This window comes from Shewanella sp. UCD-FRSSP16_17 (genome assembly GCF_001675935.1).
Taxonomy (GTDB): Bacteria; Pseudomonadota; Gammaproteobacteria; order Enterobacterales; family Shewanellaceae; genus Shewanella; species Shewanella japonica.
In genome coordinates this window covers 155630-169386 of record NZ_LZFV01000002.1, presented here as the reverse complement: position 1 = coordinate 169386, position 13757 = coordinate 155630, and the positions used below count along the sequence as shown (strand labels likewise).

Here is a 13757-nt window from a genome sequence, read left to right as displayed (position 1 = left end):
TAAAGGCGGTTTTTTTATGTTTGTCATTAACGATGATGTTTTGCCATTGGAGAAATTGCAGTTGACCTAGGATGAACTGTCTACATGGCTTAAATTGATATTAGCTTAACTTAGGCTTTTAGGTTTTGGCCTAAAGATGAAATTGTCGACGTTCGGCCTTTGTCGTTATAAGTTAAACTGGTGGCATTTCTACTCATTTGCATGGCTTGAGAAAAGCGGTTTAAGCTCGCGATATTCAGTTCGATTAAGCTAGCATTTTGATTATTGATGTCTTTACACTCTTCGAGAATGGTTTTAGCTTCAGCGACTTTCTCAATGAGTTTAGGCTCTGAATTGAGCAAAGATTTATCAGGATGATTAGCTAATTTCTCATCATTTTGTTGAAGCGTATTCAAACACGCCACTTTTTCGCGTGCAAGTGCTAACAAGGTGTCGGCATCTTGATCTGCTAAGGCTTGCTTTTCTGCAGATACAAGTTTTTTCAGCGACGACAAAGTGCCGTGCTGAAAAGATAACAGCTGTAGTAATTCATTCATAATTTACTCTTTATAAAAACCCACATCATAACGACAAGGCGTAATGCGATGATGATTGTTTATCCAAGAGCAGGTATGACGCTACTCTTGGTCGAAATTTAGTCCGCTCATGTCAGCTTCAAAGCTTGCAATATTCGCCGCTAATTTTTCAGGGTCGACTTTATAACGTCCCTCTGAAATGGCTGACTTTATTGCATCAACTTTGCTTTGATCAATTTCAGGTAAAGATGCCATGTTAGTTTGGGCTCCTTGCAGCTGCTGTGCTTGCGAGGTAATGCTGACCGAATCACTTTTAATAGGTGCGGCCTGTTGCCCAGCTGACTCGGCAGCTTTTGGGGCAGCACCTGAGTCACGATTAGTACGCAACTGAGTGTGTGATGCTGTTTTAAGATTGTTAATATCAATTGCCATTTTAGGCTCCAGCGTAATTTATGGTTTTCCTAACAGGCTATCGACCCTGGTGGAAAAAACTTTAGGAATATTTTACATCCTAACTTCAACTTCGCCAACTCCTGTGACAATGACATCTAATCGTCTGTTTGAGTTGGCATTTCTGACTCTTATTGCATCGCCTATATTGCCATCTCTTAATGCTTCACCAGCTGTTTTTATTTCAAAGCTATTTGTTTTTGCGTAAATGGATACCGAATCCCCCTTACAGACAAAACATAGGTTATTATTCAGCAATGGGGCTTTCGCTGCGACACGTCTTTTAGAGCGGGTGCCGATTATGTTGCTTGTGTTTGAGAAAAACTGTCCTCGGATACTGTGTTGGTCAACGTAATTAATTTCGATGGCTTCAGGAGTGATGAGCTCACCTTTTTCAATGATGCCAATTGCGGTGACGACGGGATACATGACTTCGACTTTAACCGATAAGTACATTTGCCAAGGGTAATCGTAGTCTGGGCTGATGCAGCTAATTTTAACGGTATTGGTTCGGTTAATCGGTCGGTCGCTTGCCATAGCAACAGAAAGAGGAGGGTAACAAGCGGGTGGCGTTAACCTTCCTTCTAAGCTTTGGGGAATGATATTCACTTTCGCATTGGGGTTGGCATTTGGACTGGTTGCAATTTTTTTTGCAACTGTCTCTTTAGCTAGCTCGGTGATGGTCGATAAAGTATAGGTAATAGTGCTTTGTTCACTGGCAAAAACCGGTAAATGAATGCAAAGAATGAGCAATAACAGTAATGTGTTTTTCTTCATATCTTGTTTCTAGCGGTGGTGGCCAGAATACCTCTATACTTTTAAGTTAAGCTAACAACGCTTTGATTTTGGATAAATGGTTATCGGGCAAATAAAGCGTCATAAGTTTGACTTTTTTGGCTTGAAAGCACCGATACGGTTTAAATAAGCAATAAGTATGCCTATTACCTAAATGCGATAGTCATCGCGACATAAATAATTGCAGCGTATGCTACAATTTGACAAATATGGCTTATGGTCGCTTTAAGTCATAAGTAATAAAGTCCTTAGGGGCAGTATAAATAAAACAAGGCAGGGTTATGTCGAGTATTCTTGAGTCAGTTAATAAACGTACGCAGCTTGTAGGTCAAAACAGATTAGAGTTGTTACTATTTAAGTTGAATGGACGTCAGCGTTTTGGCATTAATGTATTTAAAGTAAAAGAAGTGCTGCAATGTCCTCCGTTAACGACATTACCTCGTTTGAGTCCGCTGATTAAAGGTATTGCCCATATCCGTGGTTCAACCATCTCTGTGATTGATTTGAGTGCTGCAACAGGTGGGCGTCCTCTTACATCGACAGAGAATTGTTTTATTATCATTGCAGAATACAACCGAAGTATTCAAGGGTTCCTAGTCAGTTCAGTTGAACGTATTATCAATATGAACTGGGAATCGATTATGCCACCACCACAAGGGGCTGGGCGTAACTCTTATTTAACTGCGGTAACTGAAATCGAAGGTGAATTGGTTGAGATTTTAGATGTTGAAAAAATCTTAGACGAAATATCACCTGTTAAGACTGAAATCAGTGAAGAAGCTAATGAAGCGTTAACCATTGATCGTGACCAGCATTATCACATCATGGTCATTGATGATTCTGCAGTGGCCCGTAAACAAATTATTCGTTCGCTTGAGTCGCTTAATTTGCAAATTGATACCGCCATTGATGGTAAAGATGCGCTAGAAAAGCTTAAAGCGATTGCGACTGAGATGGATAATGTTGCTGAAGAAATACCTTTGATTATTTCGGATATCGAAATGCCAGAAATGGATGGTTATACCTTAACGGCTGAAATTAGAGACGATCCTAAGTTGAAAGACATTAAAGTGGTACTTCATACATCCCTTAGTGGTGTATTTAACCAAGCAATGGTTGAGAAAGTGGGTGCCAATGACTTTATCGCCAAGTTTAATCCAGATGAATTAGCATCTGCTGTAAATAAACACCTAATTTTATAAGCAATATTGATAAGTCTGACTATGATTAAATAGATAGTCAGACAGTTATTGTGAGCAATACGTTGTGCTTGTCGATAGTCGTGATAAGTTAATAAAAGTAACCTGTTCACTCTGAAGTGACGCTAGTGTCATTTCTTATAATAGGATGTAAATGTGACGAATAAATCACTCGCTGAAGCAGAATATAATCAGTTTAAGCTCTTTTTAGAACAGCACAGCGGCATTGTATTAGGTGACAACAAGCAATATTTAGTAAGAAGCCGATTAGCTCCTTTGATGGGTAAATATGATTTGCCGTCATTATCAGAAGTGGTTAAAAGGTCGATGAAGCCAACGGAAAGGCATTTAAGGGCGGAAGTCATTGATGCAATGACAACGAATGAGACCTTGTGGTTTAGGGACAAATATCCGTTCGAGTTGCTCAATAATGCGTTATTACCTGAATACAGTCGCTTAGGAAGACCGTTAAAAATTTGGTCTGCTGCTTGTTCTTCAGGCCAAGAGCCTTATTCGCTTGCGATGACGATTTTGGAATACCAGCAACGTAAACCAGGCGCATTACCGGGTAATGCAACCATTCAAGCGACAGATTTATCTCCGTCAATGCTTGAGCGTTGTAAAAATGCTGAATACGATAGTTTAGCCCTCGCTAGAGGGTTATCACCTGAGCGTAAGCGCCAATTTTTTGATCCTTTGCCTTCCGGTAACATGAAAGTAAAAGATAATGTAAAGCGTTTGGTAAACTTTAGGGCACACAATCTTCTTGAAAGTTATAGCCTTTTAGGAAAGTTTGATATTATTTTTTGCCGTAATGTTCTGATTTATTTTGCCCCAGAGGCAAAAGCAAAAATATTGCGGCAATTTGCTGCCGCTTTAAACCCTAACGGTATTTTGTTTTTAGGGGCGTCAGAGTCTATCTCGGGATTAACGGACGAGTTCAATATGGTTAGGTGCAACCCTGGTATATATTACCAGAAGAAGAGTTAACTATAATCTATTGTAATAGTTGAATATTTTTATTTATTAATGCCAGCATTCGTTGGCATTTTCATTTTTATCATTTCATTTCTAATAATCTAATTTTTTTGGCATAAGCTTTGCTTTAATTCTGTCAGTTAGCTGGTGGAGGCAATTTTATGGCGATTAATTTTGAAAATGGTTTAGGTATACATCAATACTCTTTGGGCATACGTGCACAACGGGCTGAAGTGCTATCCAGCAACATCGCCAATGCTAATACGCCAGGTTATAAAGCTCGAGATGTCGACTTTGCTGCTGCAATGAACAGCGCACGCGCTAAGCAAAGTGGATTACAGATGAGTCAAACAACTGACAAACATTTCGACTTGAAAGCGTTAAGCCAGGAAAACGTAAAGTTTAGAGTGCCTAATCAACCAGATACAGGTGATGGCAACACCGTTGATTCTCAACAAGAACAAGCGGCCTTTATGCAGAATTCCTTGGAATATCAAATGTCACTGGGTTTTCTTGAAAGCAAGTTCTCAGGCATGCGTAAAGCTATTAGAGGTGATTAATCATGAGTCTATTTAATATTTTTAATGTGTCGGGTTCTGGTATGTCAGCACAATCAGTGCGACTTAATACTACCGCCAGTAACATTGCCAATGCTGATTCAGTTTCCAGTAGTGTTGATCAAACTTATAAGGCTCGTCACCCGATTTTTGAAGCCGAAATGGCCAAAGCAAGCCATGAGCAAAATAGTTCTCACAGTGTCAGTGTTAAGGGCATTGTTGAAAGTGATAAACCGTTATTAAAGGAGTTTTCTCCTGATCATCCTATGGCTGATGGTGACGGCTTTATTTACAAACCGAATGTCAATGTGATGGAAGAGATGGCGGATATGATTTCAGCATCTCGTTCTTATCAAATGAATGTCCAAGTGGCTGATGCGGCAAAATCTATGCTGCAACAAACACTTCGTATGGGTAAGTAATATGAATTTTGTGGGGGGTAAAAGATGAGCCTCATTAATCCTTACAGCAGTCAGTCTTTACCACAGACTCAATCTGCTAGTAGTACTGGTATTGCATCCAATACACAAGAAACAGCCAGTACGGGGAATGCATTTTTAGACAGTGTGGCCTTACAAGGAGAGCCAGAAACACCTGAACCTAATAGCCAGGAACTGACTCAATCAGATTTCTTTGCTTTATTGAGTCAACAGTTATCAATGCAAGATCCATTTAAGCCTGTTGAAAACGATCAAATGATTTCGCAAATGGCATCATTCTCAACCGTTGACGGTATTGCCAAGTTGAATGAAGAAATTCTCAACTTAAATAACTTAACGAGTTCGAGTCAGGCGCTGCAGGCTTCAAGTTTAGTAGGCCGTAAAGTGTTAATTCCGTCTGATACGGGGCACATATCGTCAGATAGTCCAGAAGTCAATGGCGTGATAAGTACACCAACTTCTATCGATACGATAACAGTCAGTATTGAAGATGAAAGTGGCCAAGTTATTAAAACCTTTGAAGTTGACGGCTCTGCTGGCGGTAACATTGATGTGTCATGGGATGGGCTAGATAAAAATGGCGACCCAGCTCCTGAAGGCAATTACGCGATAAAAGCGAACGGCAAAATTGATGGAAAATCAGAAGATTTAGCAGTATCGACCTATGCGCATGTGACGAGCGTGTCACTGGGTAACACCACAACAGGGGCAATATTAAACCTACGTGGTATTGGTGGTATTCAGTTGTCAGATGTCTTAGCTGTCACTGAAAGTTAATTAGCTTATCAAATTTAAAGCTGGCAGCTGTGGCAGTCAGTAAAACAAACAGAATGAGTAGGAAAGGGGTGAATTATGTCGTTTAACATTGCTTTGAGTGGTATTTCTGCAGCTCAAAAAGATCTCAATACCACTGCGAATAACATTGCTAACGTTAACACCGTAGGCTTTAAAGAATCTCGTGCCGAGTTTGCTGACGTATATGCTAATTCAATTTTCTCAAACAGCAAAACTGCTGTCGGTGGCGGTGCGACAACGACACAGGTTGCACAGCAATTTCAGCAAGGCAGTTTACAGTTTACTAGTAACTCTTTAGATATGGCGATAAGTGGCGGTGGTTTCTTTGTGACATCATCAGGTGTGGGAGTTCAAGATCACGCATTCACTCGTGCTGGCGCATTTAAAGTTAACTCAGAAAGTTACATGACTGATTCAGCTGGTAACTATTTACAAGGGTTCCCAGTCGATGCTGACGGTAACTCTACCTCGGTTAGTTTAACGACGACTCAACCAATTAAGATCCCTGATACGGCAGGTAGCCCAGTAAAAACTGAGAATATTGGCCTACAAATGAACCTTGATGTGGGTGAAACGCCATTAGATCCTGCTAACTTTGATCCCAACGATCCTGACACGTTTAATAAATCGACTTCAGTGACGATTTATGACTCACTTGGTGAATCGCACATTATGACCACCTATTTTGTTAAGCCGACAGAAGGGGCTTATACCGGTGAAAGTAATTGGGTTGCATTCTATGCTGTAGATGGCAAACAAGTTGATATTGACCAAGCAAATGGTGGTTCATACGGCGCTGATACGACTGGTGACGGTGTTGCTGATACGACAAGGTTTGCTGAAAATGCATCAGGTTGGAAAGGCTCGGTATTAAAGTTCAATGATGCGGGCGCATATACAGGCTCAGATCCTGCGGTGGTTGAAACTGTTGAGCTGGGTGTTAATGGTGCTAACGTATTAGGCCCTGGCGCTGATGGCAGTCAAAAAGTCACCGTTGGATTTAATAACCCAACTCAATATGCATCTCCATTTGAAGTGACTGAGTTAACTCAAGATGGTACAACCGTCGGTCGTTTGACTAACGTAGGTATTGGCGAAGATGGCTTAGTGACAGCAAGTTACAGTAACGGTTCGACTGAACCATTAGCTCGAGTTGCTTTGGTTCGTTTTGCTAACGAGCAAGGTTTAACCCAAGTGGGTAATACTTCTTGGAAAGCCAGCTTAGATTCTGGTTCAGCGCTAGCAGGTGAAGCAAATAGTGGTACCTTTGGTAGTATTCGTTCATCAGCACTTGAACAATCTAACGTTGATTTGACCACTGAGTTAGTGGATTTGATTTCTGCACAACGTAACTTCCAAGCGAACTCTCGTACACTTGAAGTGAATAACACGTTAAATCAGTCGATTCTTCAAATTCGATAAGTTTGACTTGTTTTGACAAAGAGTTGCCGCAACGGCAACTCTTTGCCTTTTCGTTTTTTGCCTCTTATTGTTTTTCTTTTCACTTCCTGCTTTTCAAATACATTTCATTTAGTTAGCCATTCTCTATTCACAATTTATATATTGGCACACTCATTGCTAGTTCTAGTTATATCTTTAGTTATGTAAAAAGTTTGACGGAGCGGCAGATGGACAAATTACTGTATGTTGCCATGAGTGGGGCAAAGCAAAATATGAATGCTTTGGCTGTTCGTGCCAATAATTTAGCCAATGCGAATACCGATGGTTTTAAAGCTGATTTGGCTCAAGCTCGCTCTATGCAAGCATTTGGGGAAGGCTTACCGACACGTGTCTTTTCTATGACTGAAAGCCCTGGGCAAAATTTTAGTTCAGGCCCAATTAAAACTACGGGTCGTGATTTAGACATTGCGATTAAAGATAAAGGTTGGATTGCAGTGCAAGGTGCTGATGGCGGCGAAGCGTATACCCGCTCCGGTAGTCTAAGTTTTGACAGTACAGGCTTATTAACTAATGGTCGAGGCAACCCTGTTATGGGAGAGGCTGGACCGATAGTTTTGCCACTACCAATCGACAAAGTTCAAATCTCGCCTGATGGCATTATTTCTGTAAGACCTCAGGGCGCAACTGCGGATGTGGTTGAAGAAGTGGCCCGAATTAAATTAGTTAATCCATCAAATGAAGAAATGATGCGTGGTGAAGATGGGTTATTTAGGCTGACTTCGGGCTTAAATGCGCCGAACGATCCTAATGTGAATATCGAAACAGGGGCTGTTGAAGGCAGTAATGTTAACGCTGTTTCAGAAATGGTGGCGTTAATTGATATCCAGCGTCAATACGAAATGCAAGTGAAGATGATGAAAAATGCCGAAGAGCTAGACCGTGCTTCATCATCCTTAATGAGAGTGAGTTAGGAGTAATAATTATGCATCCCGCTTTATGGATCAGTAAAACAGGCTTAGATGCCCAACAAACCGATATTGCAGTTATTTCTAATAACGTGGCGAATGCGAGCACCGTAGGCTACAAAAAAAGCCGTGCAGTATTCGAAGACTTGCTATATCAAACAGTCAATCAAGCTGGTGGTATAAGTGCTGATAATACTAAGCTGCCGAATGGTTTGAACATTGGTGCCGGTACTAAGGTCGTGGCAACTCAAAAAATGTTCACCCAAGGTAACATGTTAACCACTGATAACTCTTTAGATTTAATGATTGAAGGCCCTGGATTTTTTGAAGTCGAGATGCCTGATGGCACCGCTGCTTATACCCGAAATGGTCAATTTAGCTTAGATGAAAATGGCCAGATTGTGACTCCAGGTTCTGGTTATGTCGTGCAACCGTCAATCACCATACCTGATGACGCAACTTCAATTACAGTCTCTGCCGAAGGTGAAGTATCCGTAAAATTATCTGGCGCGACAGAAAGCACAGTTGTTGGACAGTTAGCCATGAGCGATTTCATTAATCCATCAGGGTTAGATCCATTAGGGCAAAACTTGTATACCGAAACTGGCGCAAGTGGAACGCCTATTCAGGGCACAGCTTCTTTAGATGGCTTAGGCGCTATTCGCCAAGGGGCATTAGAAACATCAAATGTTAATGTGACTGAAGAGCTAGTAAACCTGATTCAAAGTCAGCGTATTTACGAAATGAACTCTAAAGTGATATCAGCTGTTGATCAGATGATGTCTTACGTGACTCAGAACCTATAACTGTTATTGAAAGGAACTGGATTATGAATAAATACCTAGCGTTAGCATCCGTTATTTTCATTGCCGGTTGTAGTTCAACGCAACAAAAACCTATACCTGATGATCCATTTTATGCGCCAGTGTATCCAGAAGCACCACCAACTAAAATGGTGTCGACGGGGTCGATTTACATGGACCATCAATCGTCGAGCTTATATTCAGATATACGAGCACATAAAGTCGGTGACATTATCACAGTGTTGTTAAATGAATCGACTCAAGCTAAAAAAAGCGCCAATAACGAAATCAAAAAAGACTCTAATTTGAGTGTTGACCCTATCTATGCTGGTGGCGGCAATGTGACCATTAAAGGTGTACCACTTGATTTACGTTATTCTGATGCGATGGACACCAAGCGTGAAGCTGATGCTGACCAATCTAACAGCCTTGATGGCAGTATCTCAGCTAACGTGATGCAAGTGCTCAGTAATGGCAACTTGGTTATCCGTGGTGAAAAATGGATTTCGATTAACAATGGCGATGAATTTATTCGTGTTACAGGCATGGTAAGAAGTCAAGATATCACTCCTGAGAATACAGTTCAGTCAACTCGAGTAGCCAATGCCCGCATTCAATATAGCGGAACGGGTACATTTGCAGATGTTCAAAAAGTAGGGTGGTTAAGCTCATTCTTTATGAGCGAATGGTGGCCTTTCTAAGGAGTATGCCATGAAAATTTCATCTTTATTTATTTCCATTGCCCTTACCGCCTCAGTTGCATTAACGGTATTTTCTGCGCCAGTTCAAGCACAGCGAATTAAAGATATTGCCAACGTTCAAGGTGTACGTAGTAACCAACTGATTGGTTATGGCCTTGTGGTTGGTTTGCCCGGCACTGGTGAAAAAACCAAATACACTGAACAAACATTCAGAACCATGCTGAAAAACTTTGGCATTAATTTACCTGATAATGTGAACCCTAAAACCAAGAATGCGGCCGTGGTAGCGGTACATGCAGAGATGCCAGCATTTATTAAGCCCGGTCAAAATATTGACATTACCGTATCGAGTTTAGGTGAAGCAAAAAGCTTACGTGGTGGTACTTTACTGCAAACCTTTTTAAAAGGGGTTGATGGCAATGTTTACGCTATTGCACAGGGTAGTCTAGTGGTTAGTGGTTTCAGTGCAGAAGGTTTAGATGGTTCGCAAGTGATTCAAAATACGCCAACAGTTGGGCGTATTCCTGGTGGCGCGATTGTTGAACGCAGTGTGATGAGTCCATTTGCGACAGGGGATCATCTAACTTTTAACCTACGTCGTTCAGATTTTTCTACCGCTAAAAGTATGGCAGATGCAATTAACGACTTTTTAGGTCCAGGTATGGCAAGAGCGTTAGATGCAACCTCTATTCAAGTCAGTGCGCCTCGTGATGCATCACAGCGAGTTTCTTTTTTAGCGACATTAGAAAATGTTGAAGTCGAGATAGCTGATGAATCTGCGAAAGTGATTGTTAACTCACGCACTGGCACCATTGTCGTTGGCCAAAATGTGCGTTTAATGCCTGCAGCTGTGACGCATGGCGGATTAACGGTCACCATTGCAGAAGCAACGCAAGTTTCGCAGCCAAATGCATTTGCAAATGGTCAAACGGTTGTCACTACAGATAGCACAATTGATGTTGCTGAAGAAGACAGTCGTATGTTTTTGTTTGACCCTGGTACGACATTAGATGAGCTTGTACGTGCAGTTAACCTGGTTGGCGCAGCGCCTTCTGATGTGCTTGCAATATTAGAAGCGTTAAAGATGGCAGGCGCTTTGCATGGTGAACTTATCATCATCTAAATATTGTCGGTACGACTATGGAAAAGCTGTCAAATTCATCGCACTTTCTGGATCTAGGAGGACTAGATTCATTACGTTCTCAGGCTCAGAAAGACGAGAAAGCGGCACTTAAAGAAGTCGCTAAACAGTTTGAAGGTATCTTTATTCAAATGCTGATGAAAAGCATGCGTGATGCTAACGCAGCTTTTAAATCAGACAGTCCAATGAACAGTCAAACCACTGAGTTTTTTGAGAACATGCGTGATCAACAAATGTCAGTGGACTTGTCTGATAAAGGTATGCTGGGCATTGCTGATTTAATGGTTCAGCAATTATCACCTCAAGATACACCATTTAAGCCTGCCTCTGTCCTTCGTGGCGATATTGATGCAAACATTCAACATGGTTTATTTGATAACAAATCAGCAGATATTGCGGTCAGTCCAATAGCGTCATTTGCGCAAAAAACACCCAATAAACCAGTAGTAAATGTTAATCAGCTTGCCAGTCATCACTCGGTTATCGATGAGCAAGCAATGGCGAAAATTCTGGCAGGCGAAAAGGGTACTTCAGTTGCCGCTAATGGCAATCAATTGCCGCAATCAGTCAATAAAGCGCCGTCTGAATTTAGCAACCCTGCGCATTTTGTTAATACGCTTTATCCCCATGCTGAAAAAGCAGCTAAAGCCCTGGGAACAACACCTGAAGTGTTGCTTGCTCAGTCAGCACTTGAAACAGGCTGGGGTCAGAAAATGATCAGACGTCAAGACGGCACGGCTAGTAATAACCTGTTTAACATTAAAGCCGATACTCGCTGGCAGGGTGATAAGACATCGGTGAACACCTTGGAGTATGAGCAAGGCAAGGCTGTTAAACAAAGAGCTGACTTTAGAATGTACGACAGTATTGAACAAAGCTTTAATGATTTTGTGTCCTTTATTGCCAATGGTGAACGTTACCAAGAGGCCAAAAAAGTGGCTGCAGAACCTGCAAAATTTATTAATGAGTTACAAAAAGCTGGCTACGCCACTGATCCTCAATACGCAAAGAAAGTGCTAAAAGTGATGGAAACAGTGACTAATGGACTTAAGTCTGCATTACCAGGAGAGACTAACTAATGGCTGTTGATTTATTAAATATCGCCCGCACCGGCGTACTGGCGGCTCAATCTCAAATGGGCGTTACCAGTAATAACATTGCTAACGCCAATACGATTGGCTATCACCGTCAAGTTGCCGAGCAGTCGTCGTTAGAATCCCAAAAGATTGGTAACAGCTTTTATGGCACGGGTACTTACGTTACTGATGTAAAACGGATCTACAATGACTTTGCTGCCAGAGAGTTACGTATAGGTCAAACCTCAATGAGCGCCGCAGAAACTCGTTACACCAAAATGAATGAGATGGATCAGCTCTATTCACAAATTGGTTCAATGGTGCCAGATCGATTAAATGACTTTTTCTCAAGCATTAATAGTGTGGCGGATTTACCAACCGATATCGGTATGCGTGACAGTATGCTTGGCGCAGCGCAACAAGCTGCAAGTAGCCTAAATCAAATGCAGTCTCATCTCGACTCACAGATGAAACAGACTAATAGTCAAATCGGTGCGATGGCTGATCGCATCAATGAAATCAGCAATGAGCTGGCTAGCATTAATCTAGAGCTAATGAAAAGCGAAAGTCCAGACAGCCAGTTACTAGATAAACAAGATGCACTTATTTTGGAGTTAAGTGAGTATTCCGAAGTCAACGTTATTCCGCTTGAGAATGGTGCTAAAAGTGTCATGTTAGGCGGCTCTGTGATGCTGGTGTCTGGTGAAGTTTCAATGCAAATCGGTACCACGACTGGAGACCCTTATCCCAATGAATCTCGTTTGACCACAACCACTGGTAATCAAAGTTTAGTTATTGATGGCTCAAAACTAGGCGGTCAACTTGGGGAGCTATTTAAATTTCGCGATGAAACCTTAGTGCCTGTTGGCCAAGAATTAGGTCAATTAGCGTTAGGTATTGCTGATGCATTCAATGAAATGCAGTCAAATGGCTATGATTTAAATGGTGAAATTGGTCAAAATATATTTACTGATATAAATGATCCACTGATGTCAGCTGGGCGTGTCGGTGAATTTGACGGAAATACTGGTACTGCCAAAATCCGAGTCAACATAGATGATGTCGGTGAATTGACAGGAAGTTCATATGAACTGTCGTTTACTGCACCTTCAACCTATGAGTTAAAAGATACTAAAACAGGTGAAGTACAAGCTTTGACCTATGATGCTGTCAATAACCAGTTAACGGGCGGAGATGGATTCAGTATCCAAATTGACTCGGTGCCAGCAGGTTTTGCAGATGGTGATAAGTTTGAAATTAGACCTAATGCAGGCGCCGCAGCAGGTATTGGTGTCGAAATGACCGATCCCAAAGGTATTGCAGCTGCTGCCCCTAAAATTACTGGTGAACCCACTAACTCGGGTGACACCAGTGTTAAGTTAACTAGCATAGATAGAGCAAATGCTAATTTCCCTGTGACTGATAGTGAAATCACTATTCAAATCGATACCGTTACAAATACTTATCAAGCTTTTGACGCCAGTGGCGCAGCAATTGGTGGCCCAACGGCATTTACTCCTCCACAAATTAGTACACCTTATGGTTTTGATTTTGAAATTAGCGACACGTCAACAGCTGGCGTAACCGACAGTTATACCTTCGATTTATCATTTGCCGAAGGAGATAACAGCAATGCGATAGAAATGGCGAAACTGTCAGATGAAAAATTAATGAATGGCGGCACAACGACCTTAGCTGGCGTGTTTGAAGGTAGTAAGCTTGATATTGCTAGCAAAACCAAAGCCGCTGCCGTGTCTTTTGAATCAAATGAAGCTGTTTATCTACAAGCATATAACCGTGTACAAAGTGAGTCGGGAGTGAACTTAGATGAAGAAGCTGCCAACTTAATGCGTTATCAACAATCTTACCAAGCTTCAGCCAGGATCATGACAACAGCTCAGCAAATGTTTGATTCATTGCTTAGTTCTGTTCGTTAGGAGA

Annotated in this window: 15 protein-coding genes; 12 read left to right on the top strand and 3 right to left on the bottom strand. The window is 41.5% G+C overall.

Features of this window, described 5'->3' with window-relative positions; genetic code table 11:
* Positions 1–110: 110 nt before the first annotated feature.
* The 3 genes from A9267_RS05645 to flgA form a co-directional block, all read right to left on the bottom strand.
* The gene (locus tag A9267_RS05645; RefSeq protein ID WP_065108542.1) at positions 111–536 is read right to left on the bottom strand and encodes a flagella synthesis protein FlgN; all 426 of its coding nucleotides are present in this window, start codon (positions 534–536) and stop codon (positions 111–113) included.
* An 81-nt stretch (positions 537–617) separates the two neighbouring features.
* The gene (gene flgM, locus A9267_RS05640) at positions 618–947 is read right to left on the bottom strand and encodes a flagellar biosynthesis anti-sigma factor FlgM (protein ID WP_055025053.1); all 330 of its coding nucleotides are present in this window, start codon (positions 945–947) and stop codon (positions 618–620) included.
* A 72-nt stretch (positions 948–1019) separates the two neighbouring features.
* Complete coding sequence (gene flgA / locus A9267_RS05635) at positions 1020–1742, bottom strand: flagellar basal body P-ring formation chaperone FlgA (RefSeq protein ID WP_065108541.1); 723 nt, start codon at positions 1740–1742, stop codon at positions 1020–1022.
* Between the two features lie 299 nt (positions 1743–2041).
* Between flgA and A9267_RS05630 the strand changes: the two genes are divergently transcribed.
* The 12 genes from A9267_RS05630 (at position 2042) to flgK (ending at position 13753) form a co-directional block, all read left to right on the top strand.
* Positions 2042–2962: a chemotaxis protein CheV gene (locus tag A9267_RS05630; protein WP_065108540.1), complete on the top strand. Its 921-nt coding sequence runs from the start codon at positions 2042–2044 to the stop codon at positions 2960–2962.
* Between the two features lie 153 nt (positions 2963–3115).
* Positions 3116–3949, top strand: coding sequence for a CheR family methyltransferase (locus A9267_RS05625; protein ID WP_055025050.1), 834 nt, complete (start codon positions 3116–3118; stop codon positions 3947–3949).
* Positions 3950–4098: 149 nt separating this feature from the next.
* Entirely contained in the window at positions 4099–4497 is a 399-nt protein-coding gene (gene flgB / locus A9267_RS05620) for a flagellar basal body rod protein FlgB (protein WP_065108539.1), read from the top strand.
* A 2-nt stretch (positions 4498–4499) separates the two neighbouring features.
* On the top strand, positions 4500–4916 hold the full coding sequence (gene flgC / locus A9267_RS05615; protein ID WP_055025048.1) for a flagellar basal body rod protein FlgC: 417 nt from the start codon (positions 4500–4502) through the stop codon (positions 4914–4916).
* Positions 4917–4940: 24 nt separating this feature from the next.
* A complete protein-coding gene (gene flgD / locus A9267_RS05610; RefSeq protein ID WP_055025047.1) occupies positions 4941–5711 on the top strand; it encodes a flagellar hook assembly protein FlgD in 771 nt (256 codons plus the stop codon).
* A gap of 75 nt (positions 5712–5786) precedes the next feature.
* A complete protein-coding gene (gene flgE, locus A9267_RS05605; RefSeq protein WP_065108538.1) occupies positions 5787–7151 on the top strand; it encodes a flagellar hook protein FlgE in 1365 nt (454 codons plus the stop codon).
* Between the two features lie 206 nt (positions 7152–7357).
* The gene (gene flgF / locus A9267_RS05600; RefSeq protein WP_065108537.1) at positions 7358–8101 is read left to right on the top strand and encodes a flagellar basal-body rod protein FlgF; all 744 of its coding nucleotides are present in this window, start codon (positions 7358–7360) and stop codon (positions 8099–8101) included.
* Positions 8102–8112: 11 nt separating this feature from the next.
* On the top strand, positions 8113–8901 hold the full coding sequence (gene flgG / locus A9267_RS05595) for a flagellar basal-body rod protein FlgG (protein ID WP_055025044.1): 789 nt from the start codon (positions 8113–8115) through the stop codon (positions 8899–8901).
* Positions 8902–8924: 23 nt separating this feature from the next.
* Positions 8925–9599 carry a flagellar basal body L-ring protein FlgH gene (gene flgH, locus A9267_RS05590; RefSeq protein ID WP_055025043.1) on the top strand — a complete coding sequence of 225 codons (675 nt, stop codon included), beginning with the start codon at positions 8925–8927 and terminating at the stop codon, positions 9597–9599.
* A 10-nt stretch (positions 9600–9609) separates the two neighbouring features.
* Positions 9610–10722, top strand: coding sequence for a flagellar basal body P-ring protein FlgI (locus A9267_RS05585; protein ID WP_082420009.1), 1113 nt, complete (start codon positions 9610–9612; stop codon positions 10720–10722).
* A gap of 17 nt (positions 10723–10739) precedes the next feature.
* The gene (flgJ, locus tag A9267_RS05580; protein WP_065108536.1) at positions 10740–11819 is read left to right on the top strand and encodes a flagellar assembly peptidoglycan hydrolase FlgJ; all 1080 of its coding nucleotides are present in this window, start codon (positions 10740–10742) and stop codon (positions 11817–11819) included.
* Positions 11819–13753, top strand: a complete 1935-nt coding sequence (flgK, locus tag A9267_RS05575; protein ID WP_065108535.1) for a flagellar hook-associated protein FlgK — start codon at positions 11819–11821, stop codon at positions 13751–13753. Before flgJ ends, flgK begins: the two co-directional genes overlap by 1 nt.
* Positions 13754–13757 lie beyond the last annotated feature (4 nt).